The sequence below is a fragment of the Thioalkalivibrio sulfidiphilus genome (genome assembly GCF_000377945.1).
Taxonomy (GTDB): Bacteria; Pseudomonadota; Gammaproteobacteria; order Ectothiorhodospirales; family Ectothiorhodospiraceae; genus Thioalkalivibrio_A; species Thioalkalivibrio_A sulfidiphilus_A.
Genome location: NZ_KB898968.1, coordinates 1 through 15,787 on the forward strand (window position 1 = coordinate 1; position 15,787 = coordinate 15,787).

Genomic DNA, 15,787 nt, shown 5'->3' on the forward strand with positions numbered 1-15,787 from the left:
AGCCACGATCTGTGCCCTGTACAAAGCGCGCTGGCAAGTCGAGCTCTTCTTCAAGTGGATCAAGCAACACCTGCGCATCAAGAAGTTCCTGGGCACCTCAGAGAATGCGGTCAAGACACAGATCTGGAGTGCTGTGTCGGTTTATGTGTTGGTGGCCATTGTCAAGAAACGATTGGACCTGCAGGTTTCTCTCTACACTTTGCTACAGATTTTCTCGATCACGCTGTTCGAGAAAATGCCGTTAAATGCGGCATTCTTGGATGCAAACTACAGCTGTGATGACCCTGAGCCTTGTAACCAATTGAATCTGTTCGATTCTTAACCGGACACTAGTGGTCAGTCTCAAGTAGCAAGTGGCAAGGAAAACGGCTTTTGAAGTCCCTTGCCACTTGAGACTTGCCACTTGCCACTGTAATCAGCCACTAGCGATCTCGACCAGCGTTCGCCCATAAGTCCGCCCGGCCAGCATGTGCTCGCTCAACTCCACCAGCTCCGCCAGGCCCACAGTACGCGTGTGCAGGGCCGCCAGATCCGCCGGGCGCAGGTCGGTGGTGAGGCGCTGCCACAGGTGCAGTCGCTGGTCCCGGGGGCAGTTGGCGGAGGTCACGCCCAGCAGGCTCACGCCCCGCAGGATGAAGGGCATCACGGTGGTGTGCAGGTCGGCGCCACCGGCCAGGCCGATGGAGACGATGTTCCCCCAGGGGCGCACGCCCCGCGTGAGTGTTGCCAGCAACTCACCCCCCACGGTGTCCACCACCCCGCCCCACTGGGCCTTCTCCAGGGGCCGTCTGCCGGGCTTGAAGGCGGCGCGCTCCAGCACGCGGCTCGCCCCCAGACTTGTCAGCCAGTCCGTCAGTTCCGGCTTGCCGGTGAGCGCCACAACCTCATAGCCTTGGGCCGCCAGCAGGGAAACCGCCAGCGCACCGACCCCGCCGCTGGCCCCGGTGACCAGCATGGGACCCGCCTCAGGCGACTGGCGGTTGTCCTCAAGCCGGCTCAGGGCCAGGGCGGCGGTGAGCCCCGCCGTGCCCAGCAGCATGGCCTCGCGGGTGTCCAGTCCCTCGGGAATCGGGATGACCCAGTCCGCCGGCACCCGCAGGCGAGCGGCGTAGCCGCCGTGGTGCAGTTCCCCCAGCCCGCAGCCGGTCACCAGCACCGGCGTACCGACGGGCAGACCCGTCTGACCTGATTCCACCACGCGCCCGGCGGCATCGATACCGCCCACCAGGGGTGAGTGGCGCAGGATACGCGCGCCTCCGGTGATGGCCAGGGCGTCCTTGTAGTTGAGGCTGGAATACTCGACGGCGATCTCCACCTCCCCGTCCATGAGCTCCGCCCGGGACAGGCGGCACAATTCGGCCCGCCCCGGGGCGAGGCGGTCTTCATGGATCATCAGGGCGGGAAAGGTTTCGCTGCTCATGTCGCCATCGGCTTGAATCGGTGCACCCCAGTTGGCACATTGAGAATCAGGGCCATCGAGATGACCGGCCAAACCCTTAAACCTAGAAACGGCAGTTGACCGCTCGATCTCCTTCGCCAGGTCCCATGGTCACTGACGATCTCGGCTGCGATGACGCTCACCCATCGGGTGAGTCCCGCTACGCACCCGATTGCACGGTTTTCGTGTCGCCTGGCGGCGTTGCGACTCCTCGGAATGGAATGACCATTCCTCGTCGTCGCGCCTTGCCAGACAACACGAAAACCGCACACTCGGGCGCGTTCAACTGCCGTTTCTAGGTTAAAGTTTAGACAAGATCCCTCATTACGCCCGATGACCGATTCAAAGCACAGCGACCTGCTCGCCGGCCCGCGGGTGGCCCGCTGGACCTGCCCCTCCTGCGGCGACGCGGTACCCCGGCTGCTGCCCAACGGCGCACGCAATGCCCAGGCCGTGGCCGAACTGGAGCTGTTTCTTGACGATGACGACATCCTAACCGCGGTGAACCGGGAGCCGGGCACAGCGGCCAAGGAGATCTGCCTGGCCTGCGCCGACGCGGTGCGGGAACTGGTGGGCACACTGATCCGGCCCCCCGGTGAGGACGGCGACGCGCGCAACAGCCCGGGCCTCAACGACACGGGCATCGTGGGCGCCGCACTGCCGCGCGGCGATGGCACCCACGTGCTGATCTTTCACGTCATCGATGGTGTGTTGCGCCTGACCGAGACCGAGCGGCTCACCCGCTTCGACCCCATGCGCCTGACCTATCCCGGAAGCCGGGGCGCCATGGCGCCCCGGGTCTGGGACCTGTATTCAAGACACCTGGCCCAGTTGCAGGCCAAATACGGAGAGGCACCTCAGAACCGGTAGCGAAGGGCCGCGGCGAGGATGTGGACGTGGCCTTCCGTGGTGCCCGTCATGACCACGGTGCCTGTACCGGCATTACGCGTAATATTGATATTTTCCTTGCCCACATCGATGTAGGTGTAGGCGAAGTCAAAGCCGAGATGCCTGTCCCGCTCATAGCTGGCACCGGCGGAAAGCCAGGTGCGGTCGCCATCCGGTGTGCGGGTGGTGCGGAAAATATCCTGTGTCGGGGTTTTGTCGTACTGAACGCCGCCGCGCAGGGTCCAGCGCTCGTTGAGCAGGTATTCGGCCCCCAGGGCCAGGGCCCAGCTGTTCTTGTAGTTCTGTTGCACCGGTGCCGGATCAGCACTCACATTCAGCTTCACGGCGATCTCGTCGAAGTTGGACCAGTTGAACCAGGTGTACTGAGCCAGTCCCGTCCAGCGGTCCGTGAAACGATGGCTCAAACCGACGGACACGATGTCGGGCAGTTTGAGATCCGCTTGGCCATCCTCAGACAAGGTTGCGCCGCCGACGAACGGCACATTGACGGGAAACGTGGTTTTAGCGGTGCCCTTGAGAGTGTGAGTGATCCCTTGGCGGTAATGAATACCGAGACGGGTGGCATCGTTCAGATCCGCCAGCAGGCCGATGTTAAATCCATAGTCCCAGCTGTCTCCGCTGAGGGCGAACTTCCCATCAGTAGTCAAGTCCGGGCCCGCCGGATCAACGATGGCATTCTCAAGAGTAGCATCCGCATACTGGATGTTAATGCCGCCGCCGAAGGAAACCCGGTCGTTGAGCTGGAAGGCGATGCTGGGCTGCAGATCGATGACCTTGAGCGAGTTCTTGGAGGAATCGTAGCGGGCGAAAAAATCTTCCTCGTAGCCATTGGCCAGACCGAAGGGCGCAGTCAGGCCGAAACCGATCCAGGTGCGCTCATTGAGCGGCGCGGCAACGAACAGGTTGGGGATCGGGCTTGGATCATACGGATTCCGCCGCTACCCCCCGTATACGGCATCCCATTGAAGGTGGAGCCACCGTCCGTCACACTGGCCTTCGGCACCAGCAGATGCACCGCCGCCTGCAATTCCGCCGCCTCCAATCGAGTCATGCCCGCCGGATTGAAGTAGATGGTGCTGGCATCCGAGGCGATAGCCGCCTCGCCTGCGAAGGCGCGACCCAGGCCGCTGACGCTCTGCTCCTGGAGATAAAATCCGGCAGCCAGCAGGGCACCGGGGGCGGTGCCGAGAGCCAGGCCCACGGCCCAGGACAGGGCGGTCTTGTTCAGGCGATGCTTCATGGATTTCTCTCCCGCTATGTCGTTGGTTTTATTGTCATCGTCACTCGCCCGGTAAAGGCCGGGGCTTGCCATCGGCGTCCACTGCCACATAGACCAGCCGCCCATCGGCGACGGTCAGGATCTGCGGCTCCAGGGGGTTGCGCTCCACGCACACCTCCACGTCCACGGTCATGGAACTGCGCCCCACCCGACTCACTTTGGCATACAGACTCACCATGTCGCCCCGCTGCACGGGCTTCCTGAAATGCATGCCCTCCACGGCGGCGGTGACCACCCGCCCCCGGGCACGACGCACCGCCGGGATGCTTCCGGCGATGTCCATCTGGGCCATGATCCAGCCGCCGAAGATGTCACCCCCCGCGTTGGTGGGCGCGGCGGCCGCGGGCAGGCGCAGGCAGGGCTGCCGGGGCGTCTCGCTCACTCGGTGTAGCCTTCGTAGAGGGCCTCGACCTGGGCCTCGAATCGCTCCAGGATGCGCGCTCGCTTCATCTTGAGGGTGGGCGTGAGCAGGCCGTCGTCCACGGTCCAGGGTTCCAGGGTGACGATCAGCTTGCGCACCTGGGCGTAGCCGGGAAATTCATGGAGCTGCCTGGCGATGCGGGTACGCAGCGTCTTCTCCACGAAGCGGCTGTTGAGTTCTTCCGGGTTTTCCGGATCCAGATCCAGCTCCTTGGCCAGGGCCGCCCATTCCTCGGGGTTGAGCACCACGATGGCGGCGAGCGCGGGTCGACCCTCTCCGATCACCATGACCTGGTCGAACAGCGGGTCCAGGGCGATGGCCATTTCCATGTCGGCGGGCGGCACCTTCTCACCGTTGCCCAGCACGATGATCTCCTTGATGCGACCGGTGATGTAGAGGTGCCCGGTCTCGTCCATGCGCGCCTTGTCGCCGCTGTGCAGCCAGCCATCCTCGTCGATGGTCGCGCGCGTGGCCTCCTCGTTATTCCAGTAGCCGAGCATCACCGAGGGACTGCGGGTCAGCAGTTCGTCCTTGTCACCGATCTTCACCTCCACGCCTGGCAGGGGCTTGCCGATGCTGGCCGGGACGTTGTCGTCGGGACGATTCACGCTCACCACCGGGCTCGACTCGGTCATGCCGTAACCGTGGAACACGGGCAGACCCAGGCCGATGAAGAATCGCGCGATGGGCGGCGGCAGGGGCGCGCCGCCGCACACGGCGTAGCGCAGGCGCCCGCCCAGGCGCGCCAGCACCTTGCTGGCCACCAGCTTCTCCAGCAGCGGCCAGAGCAGCAACTTGGGATGCCAGCCGGCGCGGCCCTGGCTGTGCTCGAAGCGCCGCCAGCCCACGTCCACGGTGGTCATGAACAGCTTGCGGGCGATGGGGGATTTTTCCTTCAGACCCGCGTTGATGCGTCCGTAGACCCGCTCGTAGATGCGCGGCACGGAGATCAGCACCGTGGGCCGCACGGTGGCCAGATCATCGGCCAGGGTCTGGATCGAGCGGGCGTAGGCCACGGCGGCACCCACCATCATGGGCATGTAGTAGCCCGCAGTGCGCTCCAGGGTGTGGGACAGGGGCAGGAAGGACAGGAACAGGTCCTGTTCGTTGAGATCCGCGCAGCGGCTGGAGGCATGGGCGTTGAACAGAATGTTGCGGTGACTGAGCATCACGCCCTTGGGCTTGCCGGTGGTGCCCGAGGTGTAGACGATGGTGGCCAGCTCGTCGGGCTCCAGGGCGTGGGCCTGCAACTCGCCCTTGAGGCCGAACAGCCAGTCGGACAGGGAATCCAGGCGCGGGTCGTCCGGCTTGTCGTCCGGCTCGATGGTGTTCACGGAGATGATGCGCCTGAGACCTTCGAGACGATCACGCGCCTCCAGGATCTTCTTCCACTGCAGGCGGCCCTCCACCACCATGAGCTTCACATCGGCCTCGCGCACGATGTAGGCGACATTCTCGGGGCGGTCGTCGGTGTACAGGGGCACGGTGATCAGGCCCAGACCCAGGCAGGCCTGGTCGAACACCACCCATTCCCGGCAGTTGCGCAGCATGATCGCCACCCGGTCGCCGGGCTTGAGGCCCTCCTTGAGCATGGCCTGCTGCCATCGGCCCACCTCGGTGGCCACCTCGCTCCAGGTGCTCTCCACCCAGGCGTTCTTGCCGATGTCGAACTGGCGATAGGCCAGCGCGTCCGGGGAACGGCGGACCCGTTCAATGAAAAGGCCGGACAGTGAACCGGCCTCCAACGGGGTGATCACGTGGGCAGGATCACTCATGACGCCTCCTTATGCCTGATGGTCTGCGGTGTTGGTTGTCTGCGCAGGAGCGCACCGCTGGCCCCTGCGTTGTATCCTATGCCTCGGCCGTTCATCACGGAGCCGGCACCGGATCGGGTTTCCATCTTCCATGAAGACAGTGGCGCTATACAACCTCAAGGGCGGCGTGGGCAAGACCGCCGCGGCCGTCAACCTGGCCTACCTGGCCACGGAATACGGCCACCGGGTACTGCTCTGGGACCTGGATCCCCAGGGCGCCGCCACCTGGTACCTGGGCGTGGAGCCCGGCCTGGAGGATCCCGTCAAGCGCATCGTGAAGGGCAAGGGCGATCTGGCGGGTTCGGTTCGCCCGACGGTGCACGAGCGCCTGTTCTCATTGCCGGCGGACTTCGACAACCGCAACCTGGACCTGATGCTGCGCAAGGCGGAGCACCCCCGCCGCAGGCTGCGGGAACTGGCCGCGGAACTGTCTGACGACTTCGATCTCCTGATCCTGGACTGCCCGCCCAGCTTTTCCCTGGTGACCGAGAACGTCTTCCACGCCGCCGATCTGATCGCCGCGCCCACGATCCCCACGCCCCTGTCCGTGCGCACCTACGCGCAGATGGTCGGCTGGCTCGCCAAGGAGCACATCCGCGAGGTCAAACTCTACCCCTTCCTGTCCATGGTGGACCGGCGCAAACGACAGCACCGGGAGCTCTCGGAGTCCCTGGCCCGGGACATCCGTACCCTGCTGGACACGGCGATCCCCTACCTGAGCAGCATCGAGGCCATGGGCCAGCGGCGCGCGCCCCTGTGCGCCTATGCGCCGAGGGACCCGGGTGCGCAGGCGTTCGAGCGGTTGTGGCTGGAGGTGAGCTCGAAGCTCACAAGTGGCTAGTGGCTAGTGGCAAGTGGCAAGTCTCAAGTAGCAAGGAAAACCTTTATCCGGCTCCCTGAGGGACAAATCCGTCGGGAGCGAATTTGAACAGCCGACAGGCTGGCCCGAAGGGTGGAGGGCAGGACACCCGGAATAGCGGGCTGGGGTGAGGGTGGTTTCCCCTTGCCACTAGCCACTTGAGACTTGCCACTCACCAGACTCTGGCCAGCCAGAGTCTTGTGCGCAGACCCCAGCCGGTGGTGAAGCCCGTCTCCCGGAAGCGGATCTCCCCGTTGCCATCCACCACGAAACTGGCGGGCACGCCGCGCACCCCGTAGCTCGCGGCGAGACGTCCGTCGGCATCCACGATCACCGTATGGGTGAGTCCGTTGGCCGCCATGTGTTCGCGAAGTTCCTCGGCACTGCCCGACTGGGTGGCAATGGTCAGCACCGGCCAGCTATGGCTCAGGGTCTCGATGGAACCCTGCTCCAGCCGGCAGATGCGGCACCAGGTGGCCCAGAAGTGCACCAGCACCGTCTGGCCGCGGAAGTCCGCCAGGCTGATCTCCTGGCCGTTCAGGTCGTAGCCGCTCAGCGCCGGCGCCTCGCCGGAGATCATGTCCCGCTGCACCCAGGCCTTGATGGCCAGAAACAGCACGATGAAGAACAGGATCTCCACGCCCCAGACGACCCAGCGGCGGCGCTTACTGCTTTTTTCAGTCATAGGTATTCCTTGAAAAGCTGCCGCAGAGACGCGGAGGCACAGAGGGTGCGAAAGTTGGATCTAAAGCTGGGTCGCCAGCCCGATCTGAACGATGCGAGGTGAATCGTTTCACTTGCTGGAATTTCTCTGCGCCTCCGCGTCTCTGCGGCGATACGTAATGTTGTCAGCGACGCAGGATCGCCAGCCAGCGCCACAGGTTGAGCATGCTGGCCAGTGAAGCGGCCACGTAGGTGAAGGCACAGGCGGTGAGGATGCGCCGCGCGGGACCCAGGTCCTGCTTCGGCAGGTAGCCGCTGGCCAGGATCGGCATGGCGCGCCGGTAGCTCGCGTCCAGTTCCACCGGCAGGGTCACCAGATGCACCAGGGCAGCCGCGCCGAAGCTCATCATGCCGGCCAGGAACATGATCAGACCGCCCGCCGGCGCCCGGGTGGCCAGCAGCAGCACCGGGGCGAACATCATCAGGCCCGCGCCCAGTTTCTCCGCGCCCTGGGCCATGCCCACCAGACGTGAGCGCAAGGCCAGCGGCCCGTAGCCCTTGTGGTCCTGGATGGCATGACCCACCTCGTGGGCCGCCACAGTCACGGCGGTGAGCGAGCGCCCGTCCAGGTAGGCCGGAGACAGACGCACTGCCTTGTCCCGGGGATCGTAGTGATCGCCCCGATCGGTGACCTCCACCTTCACGTGGCCCATGCCGTAACGGTCCAGCAGGTGACGGGCGAATTCCCCGCCGGTACCGGGATAGTCCTGGCGTTCAACGCTGTGCCTGCGCAGCACCGCCCCGGCCCACCAGGACGGCAGGAACAGGACGAGCACAACCAGGGCGATGAGGACGATGAAGATCATGGGAGGCCAATTCAAAATTCAAGATTCAAAATTCAAAATTCAAAGGTATCAAAACCCCGCCACCCCTTTGAATCTTGAATTTTGAATCTTGAATTTTGAATTCGCCCTTCACCGTATCATCTCCGCCTGCCCTGGCCTGCAGCGGGTGCTGCGCTTCTTCGGCCCCTTGCGCGCGGCCATGCGCACCAGCTCGTCCTCGTCCTGCATCAGCCGGGCGCGCTGCGCCTCCGTGAGCAGGGGGTTGCGTGCCACGAAGTAGCGCAGGTTGGGGTCGCGGTCCGAGACGCACTGCTCCACCTGCTCGGGGGTGAGGTCATCGCGCTTGGCGCAGTTCAGGCGCACGGTCTGATCCATATCCGCCAGCAGCACGGCCACCTCCTCGGCGGTGAGGTCCAGGCGGCGGGAGAAATAGGCCTTCACCTGACTGTGCTGGTCACGCACCAGGCAGGGCCGCCACCGGGGGTCCAGGTCCGCCGACAGGGCCATCTGCATGCGCTCGGGGATGGGAATCTGCTTGTAGGCCTTGAGCAATTCGTCCATGGCGGGCGAAGGGGCTTTGTGAAATGGGTCAAAAAGTGTGCCCCGGGGTGACGCAAGGCGCAATCCCGCAGACGGCATCCAGGATGTCAAAGCCATGCCCAAGGGATAGAATGGGTTATTGGCTGCCATTGTCATTTCAAGAGGTCCACCGCATTGAGCCACGCCGCCGCCCGCACCATTCCGGTCTTCCCGGTCCCCGAGACCGCCCAGATCACCGCCAGCGTGCCCCATTACCAGGGCGCGGAGCTGGAGGCCGTGCGCGAGCGCATCAAACAGCTGCTCAAGGAGAAGGACGCGGTGCTGGTGGCCCACTATTACGTGGACGGCGAACTGCAGCGCCTCGCGGAGGACACCGGCGGCTGCGTGTCCGACTCCCTGGACATGGCCCGCTTCGGCCACGAGCACCCGGCCTCCACCCTGGTGGTGGCGGGGGTGCGCTTCATGGGCGAGACCGCCAAGATCCTGAGCCCCGAGAAGCGCGTGCTCATGCCCACCCTGGAGGCGGAATGCTCCCTGGACCTGGGCTGCCCCGCGGACCAGTTCAACGCCTTCTGCGACGAACATCCTGACCGTACCGTGGTGGTGTATTCCAACACCTCCGCCGAGGTGAAGGCCCGGGCCGACTACGTGGTCACCTCCAGCATCGCCCTGAAGCTGGCCGAACACCTCAAGGCCCAGGGCAAGAAGCTGCTCTGGGCGCCGGACAAGCACCTGGGTGACTACATCCGCCGCCAGACCGGCGCCGATATGGTGCTCTGGGACGGCTCCTGCGTGGTGCACGACGAGTTCAAGGCCCAGGCCCTGCGGGATCTCAAGGCCGAACACCCGGAGGCCGCCGTGCTGGTGCACCCGGAGTCACCGGCCGCGGTCATCGCGCTGGCCGACGTGGTGGGCTCCACCACCCAGCTGGTCAAGGCGGCCGCCGAACTGCCCCACAAGACCCTGATCGTGGCCACCGACTCGGGCATCTTCTACAAGATGCACCAGGCAGCCCCCGACAAGACCCTCATCGAGGCCCCCACCGGCGGGCGCAGCGCCACCTGCCACAGCTGTGCCCACTGTCCGTGGATGGCCATGAACGGCCTGCACAACCTGCTCTCCACCCTGGAGACCGGCGACAACGAGGTACACGTGGAGGAATCGGTGCGGGTGAAGGCCCTGCGCTCCACCCAGCGCATGCTGGATTTCGCCAGACAGCTGCAGCAGCCCGTGCTGGGCCGGGGTGACGCATAAGGATGCCCTCGCGGTTCGCGCAAACGGATGTGCAGAGGCTGACGGCATGAGCTACGCCTACCGGCACCAGCCGCCGATCCCCATGGCCGTGTTCCGTAAGCTGGCCCACAGCCTCTCGCCGGATGAACTCTCCCGCCTGCCCCCGGAGAAGCTGCCCGACAACATCCCGCTGGATTTCGTCGAGGAGGTGCCCCTGTACTCCCGCTCCGCGGTGGAGACCCTGATCCTGGCCGCCAACGCCTACCACCTGCAGCAGCGCATGGCCATCCAGGAGGTGTTCGGCGAGGACGTGCTCAGCGCCCTGGACCGCTCCAAACGCACCGGCAACAAGGCCAACGTGAAGATCTTCCGCCAGAAGCTGGCGGACCTAGAAAAGCTGGATCAGCAATGGCGTCAGCAGGGTGATGACCTCTCCCTGCAACGCCTGATCGCCAATCTGAAGACCTTGAACGGCCTGCTCATGGACGTGCGCGCCGAGGTCACCGAGACCACCCGCGCCGCGCGCCTGCTGCGCGAGCAGCACCCGGACTACGAGCAGATGGCCACCTTCGAGGAGGCCATCGCGCGCCTGCACGCCCACGCCGAGGACATCGAGCTCCTGCTGGCGCGCTTCTACCTGATCCGCACCGGCATCAGCCACCACGAGATGCAGGCCAAGACGCGCCAGATCAGCCAGCTGGACGAGGACTTCCGGCACCTGGGCGAGCAGATCGAGGACCTGCGCGAACAGCTGGAACGCTCCCAGGCCCTGTGGCGTCGCGCCCTGGTGCGGGGCAAGGCCAACCTGGAGGGTGAGCAGCTGCAGCAGCGCATCTCCGACCTGGTGGGCGAGCAGCGGGCCAAGGAAGTGGTCATCTCCGAGAACGACCTCACCCTGTGGCTGGACGCCATCGTGGACGCCAGCCTGCATCCCTTCACCCGCAAGAAGGTGGCGCGCAGCATCAGCGAGGCGCGCATGGCCCTCTACACCCTGCTCAACCGCTACTGCCTGCAGCAGGAGCAGTCCGCCATGCAGATCGCCCGCAACCCCTTCCTTCAGGTGGACCCGGAAGACGCCATCCGCTTCATGCTCATGTCCGAGCAATTCATCCTCAATTACTTTGCCCGCAAGCGGAATGAGAACACCGCCTGGATCAGCGACGTGGCCCAGGTGAAGAAGGACGATCTCGACGCCCTGGAGCGGGACATCCTCACGGAGCTTAAGCGCTCCAGCAAGTTTATGAGGAAGGGCTGATTCATAAACCAGGATTCAAAATTCAAAATTCAAAATTCAAAGGGGGAAACAACGGGGATTTGCTGGTTTTACCTTTGAATTTTGAATCTTGAATTTTGAATCGCCCTTAAACCGTCTGCCGGTGCCCGCCCGGCTTCCACGCCGGCGCGATCACATTGGGCATGTCGGAGCGGGACAGCAGCCGCGCCGGCGCCAGGGTGAATTCCCCGTAGCGGCGGTTGATGGCGTCCATCACCCCGTGGGCCGCGCGCACCCGGACGCTGTCGGCGGCGCCGGGGGCCTGGCCGGCATCAAACAACTCCAGCTGCCCGGCCGCCGGGCGCGGCTCCAGGGCGGTGATCTGCACCTGGCTCACCCCCTCCCCCGACCAGTGCTCGTTCAGCATGCGCCGGCACAGGGCATTGAGCTGGCGGCTGTCGTCGGTGGCCACCGCCGTGCGGTAGGTGCCGCCGATCCAGCCGTAGTCGGCACGCAGGCCGATGAAGAAGCGCAGGGCCAGCAGGTCGTGGCGGCGCAGGCGGGTGCCCACCTTGAAGGCCATGTGTTCCAGGTAGGTGAGGATCACCGCCCGCTCCCGGGTGCCGGGGGGCATCACCTTGCCGTGACCCAGGCTCTTGGGCGGCGCGATGCGCGTCTCCACCGGCGTGGGATCACGCCCCTGGGCCATGAGCCAGATGCGCCGCCCCAGGTTGCCGAAGCGCCGCGCCAGCTCGCTCACCGGCAGCTGCGCCATGTCGCCGCAGGTGTAGACCCCGCGCTGTTCCAGGTAGCCGCCAATCCCGCCGGCGATGCCGCACAGTTCCGTGACCGGCACCGGTGCCAGGCGCGCCGCCGCCTCCCAGGGGGGGATCACCGTGAGCCCGTCGGGCTTGTGCTGCTTGGCGGCCCATTTGGCGGTGGTCTTGTCCCCGGACATGCCCACGGAACAGGGCAGCCCCGAGGCCTCGTGCACCGTGTCCTTGACCCGCCGGGCGATCACCTCGGGCGGACCCAGCAGGCGCTGGCAACGGGTCACGTCCAGGAAGGCCTCGTCCACGGAGAACACCTCCAGGTCCGGGGTGACGCTCTCCAGGGCCGTCATGATGTCCGTGGAGACCCGGGCGTAGCGCTCGGGGCGGGCCGGGATCTGCAGGATGTCCGGGCACAGCTGCCGGGCCTCCTTCAGGCGCATGCCGGTGCGCACCCCGTGGGCCCGGGCCTCGTAGGAACTGGTGATGATGCAGGTGCCGGTCTGGCCGTTGGTGATGCCCACGGGCCGGCCGCGCAGCTCCGGATGGTCCAGCTGCTCGATGGAGGCGAAGAAGGCGTTCATGTCCACCAGCACGATGGCCCGTTCCCAGGGTTCGGACATGGCGCTTCACCGGTAACCGCGAAGCTGGCCCACCACCACGCCCTGGATGCGCACCCGGGCGGCGTCGTAGACCAGGGGGGCCATGGCCGGGTTCTCGGCGCGCAGCTCCACCTGCCCGTCCGGGCGGTGTCGGATGCGCTTCAAAGTCGCCTCCTCATCGTCGATCAGCGCCACCACGATGTCCCCGTCCCGGGCGCTGTCCGCCTGCTGCACCACCACGGTGTCACCGTCCAGGATGCCGGCCCCCACCATGGACTCCCCCACCACCCGCAGGGCGTAGCGCCCCGGACCCAGCAGGAAGTCAGCCAGGTCCAGGGTGTCCTCGCCGGGGATGGCCTCGATGGGCCGGCCGGCGGCGATGCGGCCCACCAGGGGCAGGCTGAAGGCGGCGTCGCTGCCCGTGGGGCGCAGGCCGCGCCAGCCCGGGGACTCCCGGGTGAGGAAGCCCTTGTCCACCAGGGCCTGCACCAGGCGGTGCACCGCCCCCTTGGAACGCACCCCCAGGGCCTCGCCGATCTCGGTCAGGGTGGGGGCGTGGCCGTGGCGGTGCAGGTGGCGGCGAATGACGTCGAGGGTGTTGCGCTGCTGGGGGGTGAGCATGGCGGAAGGTTCCCGAAAGGTTCTCCATGAGCATAGAGAACCTTTCGGGAACCTTCAAGGGGTGTTCAGGGGAACTCAGCGCCCCCGGCGGAAGAAGTCCAGCAGCCCCGCCAGGGCCTTGTTGCGCCCCGCGCTCCCGGCGCCGTCGCGCAGGTCCGGGCCGCCGGTGGGGTCGGTGGCCCCGGCAAACAGGTTCACCAGGGCGTCCACGGTGGTCTCGTCGAAGTCGTAGGGCTCGAAGCGCTTGTAGCCGCGCCGTTTCAGGAGGCTTTCCACGTCGTCCTCCACCGGCACGTACTTCATGGACCAGTCCACGAAGCTGCGAAACGGGATGGGCTTGACGGAGATGACGTCCACGTCCTTGTGGCGGGGATCGCCCAGCAGGCGACGGTACAGGGCGTTCACCTTGCGCCGCTCCCCGGTGTCCTGAGTCGGAGAATCGTTGCATTTCAGAGCCCCGCACAAGACCCAAGGCAAGGCGCGGGCCGCAGGCGATGGCAAGCCCTTGGCAAGGACCGCAACGCCGCATTAGGTCTTGTGCGGGGCTCCCTGCGGGCGGGCCTGTACGGGCGCTCGGCCGCGTTGCTCTCGCTCGAATGGGCCTGCCCGTCCTTCGCTCGAGCGCCTTGCCGTGCATCCCGTACAGGCCCGCTGAAATGCAACGATTCTCCGACTCAGGACACTAGGCACTGGAAGAAGTAGCCGTGGCCGTAATAGAGCACGCCGCCGATCTCCTGGGAGGGGTTGTTGCGCCGGGAGGCCTGCAGGATGCGGCCCATGTCCAGCTGCTCGTTGAATTCCGGGGTGGCGGCACTGACGTAGACGAAACGCACGAGGTTCATGGCGGGAGGCCTTTATTGTTGTGGTCGGGGCTGACGGCCGGGGCACGGCAGATCCCATTCAGAACCCGGCAGGCCCGCCGGAGTTCCCGAGCGATATGCTCGGGTTCAACCCTGCTCCGCCGCCAGCGCCCGCAGGCCGTCTGGCAGCGGCTCTACGAGCTGTTCCCCTACGGCTACATGCAGCAGGTGTGCAAGATCGCCGGCATGCGCCGCCCCCGGGCCTGGAGCACGGGCTGAAGAACCTGTCCTCTCGCGGAGGCGCGGAGGCACAGAAAAAGAAACGTCTTGATTGGTTCTCCCCGTGCCTCCGTGGCTCCGTGAGAGCACATGGCTTTGCCGGGTCCTGCTGAAAACAAATCCCTCTCACGGAGCCACGGGGGCACGGAAAAGCCTATTACAGATGATTTTTCCCTGCGCCTCCGCGTCTCCGCGAGAGAATAAGGGGTTTCCTATACCTTCAGTCGCCGCCGAACAGCTGGCGGAAGCCCTCGATGCCCGCCACGGTCACCAGGGTCGTGCCCACGGACCAGAAGGCGAGGCTCACGGTCATCCACAGGGCCGTGGCGCGCCGATCGGCGTGCATGGCCAGGGCCATCACCGCCGCCAGGTGAATCCCCGTCACTGCCGGACCCGCCAGGGCCAGGCCCGGCAGGCCCCACTTCGCCCAGACCCGCATCGCCCGCGCGCTCCAGCGCCGGCGCACCGGCCCCCGGCGCCGCTCCCACCACTGAAACAGCGCGATGATGCCGAACACCGGCAGGGCATTGCCCACGAAGCTCACGATGGTCACGGGCACGGGCGCGAGCCCCGCGCCGATGGCCACGGGGATCACAATCATGATCTCCAGCCAGGGGGTGGCGGCGGCGAGGAAGACCAGGGTGTATTGCCAGAGGAGGTCCATGGGGGGCCTTGGAGACTGAGACTTGGGTATATCCCTGAACATAAACACATTGGGGCCCATCTCGGGCCCCAATGTGTTGCGCCCGAGAGGATTGACTCGGGCCATCCCTGGCCCTCGCCCCTGCGGGGCAGCGCGCATTCGCGCACTGTCAGATTGGCCTTCCTGCCAACCTGATGACTCGGGCCATCCCTGGCCCTCGCCCCTGCGGGGCAGCGCGCTCTCGCGCACTGTCAATCCGGCGTCCTGCCGGATTAATCGAACCTAAGGCCCGAACCAGAGCTTTCGGTCCCGCCAGATACCAGAAGGGCCCGCATTGCGGGCCCTTCTGGTATCTGGCGCGCCCGAGAGGGCGAGGCGAGTGCCCTGCGCGAAGCACCGCTTCGTACGAGCCGAGCGCCCCGAGGGCTATGCCGAGGGGCCGGAAATCCGATCGGGCGTGACACGAACGACTAGTGAGTGGCGCGCCCGAGAGGATTCGAACCTCTGACCTCTGCCTCCGGAGGGCAGCGCTCTATCCAGCTGAGCTACGGGCGCGTAAGGGTCGGAATCTTACTCTGACGGAGGAACCGCGTCCATGCCCGCCCGGGCTTCGCGATGGGCGGGGCTTCATCCTGGTGCATACCTGACGGCCCTTGCACACCGGGCGGGCAGCTAGTGTCCTGTCTGATCAATATCTTGTCATTCAGCGTGGCTGTGCGGGCGTGTGGCTAGGCACGCTTGCGCAGGAATGGCCACCCCCATTTCAAGCAAGCGTAACAACGCCACACGCCCGCACAGCCGCGCCCGCAGGGAGCCTCGCAAAAGCGCCAATGCGGCGTTGCGCACCTTGCCAAGGGC

General features: G+C 65.7%; 17 protein-coding genes, 1 tRNA gene and 1 pseudogene. 6 read left to right on the top strand and 13 right to left on the bottom strand.

Going from position 1 to position 15,787, the window contains the following annotated elements; all coding sequences use genetic code 11:
* The coding region (locus D580_RS15700) for an IS4 family transposase (protein WP_038043795.1) at window positions 1-322 on the top strand (322 nt) is incomplete at its 5' end.
* A gap of 93 nt (window positions 323-415) precedes the next feature.
* Here D580_RS15700 and D580_RS0114000 read toward each other — a convergent pair.
* Entirely contained in the window at window positions 416-1,420 is a 1,005-nt protein-coding gene (locus D580_RS0114000) for a YhdH/YhfP family quinone oxidoreductase (RefSeq protein ID WP_018954988.1), read from the bottom strand.
* Window positions 1,421-1,771: 351 nt separating this feature from the next.
* Between D580_RS0114000 and D580_RS0114005 the strand changes: the two genes are divergently transcribed.
* Window positions 1,772-2,308 (top strand): hypothetical protein, encoded by a 537-nt coding sequence (locus D580_RS0114005; protein WP_018954989.1) that lies wholly within the window; start codon window positions 1,772-1,774, stop codon window positions 2,306-2,308.
* Here the strand turns inward: D580_RS0114005 and D580_RS15705 are convergent.
* The 3 genes and pseudogenes from D580_RS15705 to D580_RS0114025 form a co-directional block, all read right to left on the bottom strand.
* Window positions 2,296-3,587, bottom strand: a pseudogene (locus D580_RS15705) (OmpP1/FadL family transporter). The gene D580_RS0114005 and the pseudogene D580_RS15705 overlap by 13 nt on opposite strands.
* A gap of 40 nt (window positions 3,588-3,627) precedes the next feature.
* On the bottom strand, window positions 3,628-4,008 hold the full coding sequence (locus D580_RS0114020) for an acyl-CoA thioesterase (protein ID WP_018954992.1): 381 nt from the start codon (window positions 4,006-4,008) through the stop codon (window positions 3,628-3,630).
* Window positions 4,005-5,822: an AMP-dependent synthetase/ligase gene (locus D580_RS0114025; RefSeq protein WP_018954993.1), complete on the bottom strand. Its 1,818-nt coding sequence runs from the start codon at window positions 5,820-5,822 to the stop codon at window positions 4,005-4,007. The genes D580_RS0114020 and D580_RS0114025 overlap by 4 nt, the downstream gene beginning before the upstream one ends.
* Window positions 5,823-5,952: 130 nt before the next feature.
* Between D580_RS0114025 and D580_RS0114030 the strand changes: the two genes are divergently transcribed.
* Entirely contained in the window at window positions 5,953-6,702 is a 750-nt protein-coding gene (locus D580_RS0114030) for a ParA family protein (RefSeq protein WP_018954994.1), read from the top strand.
* A 190-nt stretch (window positions 6,703-6,892) separates the two neighbouring features.
* Here the strand turns inward: D580_RS0114030 and D580_RS0114035 are convergent, their stop codons facing one another.
* The 3 genes from D580_RS0114035 to D580_RS0114045 form a co-directional block, all read right to left on the bottom strand.
* Window positions 6,893-7,405: a protein disulfide oxidoreductase gene (locus tag D580_RS0114035; protein ID WP_018954995.1), complete on the bottom strand. Its 513-nt coding sequence runs from the start codon at window positions 7,403-7,405 to the stop codon at window positions 6,893-6,895.
* A 163-nt stretch (window positions 7,406-7,568) separates the two neighbouring features.
* Window positions 7,569-8,249, bottom strand: coding sequence for a zinc metallopeptidase (locus D580_RS0114040; protein ID WP_018954996.1), 681 nt, complete (start codon window positions 8,247-8,249; stop codon window positions 7,569-7,571).
* Window positions 8,250-8,357: 108 nt separating this feature from the next.
* Window positions 8,358-8,789 (bottom strand): hypothetical protein, encoded by a 432-nt coding sequence (locus tag D580_RS0114045; protein ID WP_018954997.1) that lies wholly within the window; start codon window positions 8,787-8,789, stop codon window positions 8,358-8,360.
* Between the two features lie 153 nt (window positions 8,790-8,942).
* On the opposite strand from D580_RS0114045, the gene nadA reads away from it, so the two are divergent.
* Window positions 8,943-10,022, top strand: coding sequence for a quinolinate synthase NadA (gene nadA / locus D580_RS0114050; protein WP_018954998.1), 1,080 nt, complete (start codon window positions 8,943-8,945; stop codon window positions 10,020-10,022).
* A 46-nt stretch (window positions 10,023-10,068) separates the two neighbouring features.
* The gene (locus tag D580_RS0114055) at window positions 10,069-11,256 is read left to right on the top strand and encodes a hypothetical protein (RefSeq protein ID WP_018954999.1); all 1,188 of its coding nucleotides are present in this window, start codon (window positions 10,069-10,071) and stop codon (window positions 11,254-11,256) included.
* 106 nt (window positions 11,257-11,362) lie between these two features.
* Here the strand turns inward: D580_RS0114055 and D580_RS0114060 are convergent, their stop codons facing one another.
* From D580_RS0114060 to D580_RS16410, 4 genes are all read right to left on the bottom strand, one after another.
* Entirely contained in the window at window positions 11,363-12,607 is a 1,245-nt protein-coding gene (locus D580_RS0114060) for a DNA polymerase Y family protein (protein WP_018955000.1), read from the bottom strand.
* 6 nt (window positions 12,608-12,613) lie between these two features.
* Window positions 12,614-13,207, bottom strand: coding sequence for a transcriptional repressor LexA (gene lexA, locus D580_RS0114065; protein ID WP_012639605.1), 594 nt, complete (start codon window positions 13,205-13,207; stop codon window positions 12,614-12,616).
* A 75-nt stretch (window positions 13,208-13,282) separates the two neighbouring features.
* Window positions 13,283-13,708 (bottom strand): BLUF domain-containing protein, encoded by a 426-nt coding sequence (locus D580_RS15900; protein WP_081617295.1) that lies wholly within the window; start codon window positions 13,706-13,708, stop codon window positions 13,283-13,285.
* Window positions 13,709-13,881: 173 nt separating this feature from the next.
* Window positions 13,882-14,049 (bottom strand): BLUF domain-containing protein, encoded by a 168-nt coding sequence (locus D580_RS16410; RefSeq protein WP_018955002.1) that lies wholly within the window; start codon window positions 14,047-14,049, stop codon window positions 13,882-13,884.
* 18 nt (window positions 14,050-14,067) lie between these two features.
* Here D580_RS16410 and D580_RS16905 point away from each other — a divergent pair, with 18 nt between their 5' ends.
* Entirely contained in the window at window positions 14,068-14,286 is a 219-nt protein-coding gene (locus tag D580_RS16905) for a TusE/DsrC/DsvC family sulfur relay protein (RefSeq protein WP_231363566.1), read from the top strand.
* Window positions 14,287-14,506: 220 nt separating this feature from the next.
* Here D580_RS16905 and D580_RS0114085 read toward each other — a convergent pair whose 3' ends face one another.
* Entirely contained in the window at window positions 14,507-14,950 is a 444-nt protein-coding gene (locus D580_RS0114085) for a small multi-drug export protein (RefSeq protein WP_018955004.1), read from the bottom strand.
* Window positions 14,951-15,407: 457 nt separating this feature from the next.
* Window positions 15,408-15,484: transfer RNA gene (locus tag D580_RS0114090), tRNA-Arg, on the bottom strand.
* Window positions 15,485-15,787 lie beyond the last annotated feature (303 nt).

What these genes read in the sequence shown, in the direction of transcription:
- D580_RS0114060 (WP_018955000.1), bottom strand. Translation starts at nt 12,607, where the DNA reads ATGTCCGAACCCTGGGAACGGGCCATCGTGCTGGTGGACATGAACGCC.
- D580_RS0114045 (WP_018954997.1), bottom strand. Translation starts at nt 8,789, where the DNA reads ATGGACGAATTGCTCAAGGCCTACAAGCAGATTCCCATCCCCGAGCGC.
- D580_RS0114085 (WP_018955004.1), bottom strand. Translation starts at nt 14,950, where the DNA reads ATGGACCTCCTCTGGCAATACACCCTGGTCTTCCTCGCCGCCGCCACC.
- D580_RS0114005 (WP_018954989.1), top strand. Translation starts at nt 1,772, where the DNA reads ATGACCGATTCAAAGCACAGCGACCTGCTCGCCGGCCCGCGGGTGGCC.
- D580_RS0114035 (WP_018954995.1), bottom strand. Translation starts at nt 7,405, where the DNA reads ATGACTGAAAAAAGCAGTAAGCGCCGCCGCTGGGTCGTCTGGGGCGTG.
- D580_RS0114025 (WP_018954993.1), bottom strand. Translation starts at nt 5,822, where the DNA reads ATGAGTGATCCTGCCCACGTGATCACCCCGTTGGAGGCCGGTTCACTG.
- lexA (WP_012639605.1), bottom strand. Translation starts at nt 13,207, where the DNA reads ATGCTCACCCCCCAGCAGCGCAACACCCTCGACGTCATTCGCCGCCAC.
- D580_RS0114000 (WP_018954988.1), bottom strand. Translation starts at nt 1,420, where the DNA reads ATGAGCAGCGAAACCTTTCCCGCCCTGATGATCCATGAAGACCGCCTC.
- D580_RS16410 (WP_018955002.1), bottom strand. Translation starts at nt 14,049, where the DNA reads ATGAACCTCGTGCGTTTCGTCTACGTCAGTGCCGCCACCCCGGAATTC.
- D580_RS0114040 (WP_018954996.1), bottom strand. Translation starts at nt 8,249, where the DNA reads ATGATCTTCATCGTCCTCATCGCCCTGGTTGTGCTCGTCCTGTTCCTG.
- D580_RS0114055 (WP_018954999.1), top strand. Translation starts at nt 10,069, where the DNA reads ATGAGCTACGCCTACCGGCACCAGCCGCCGATCCCCATGGCCGTGTTC.
- D580_RS0114030 (WP_018954994.1), top strand. Translation starts at nt 5,953, where the DNA reads ATGAAGACAGTGGCGCTATACAACCTCAAGGGCGGCGTGGGCAAGACC.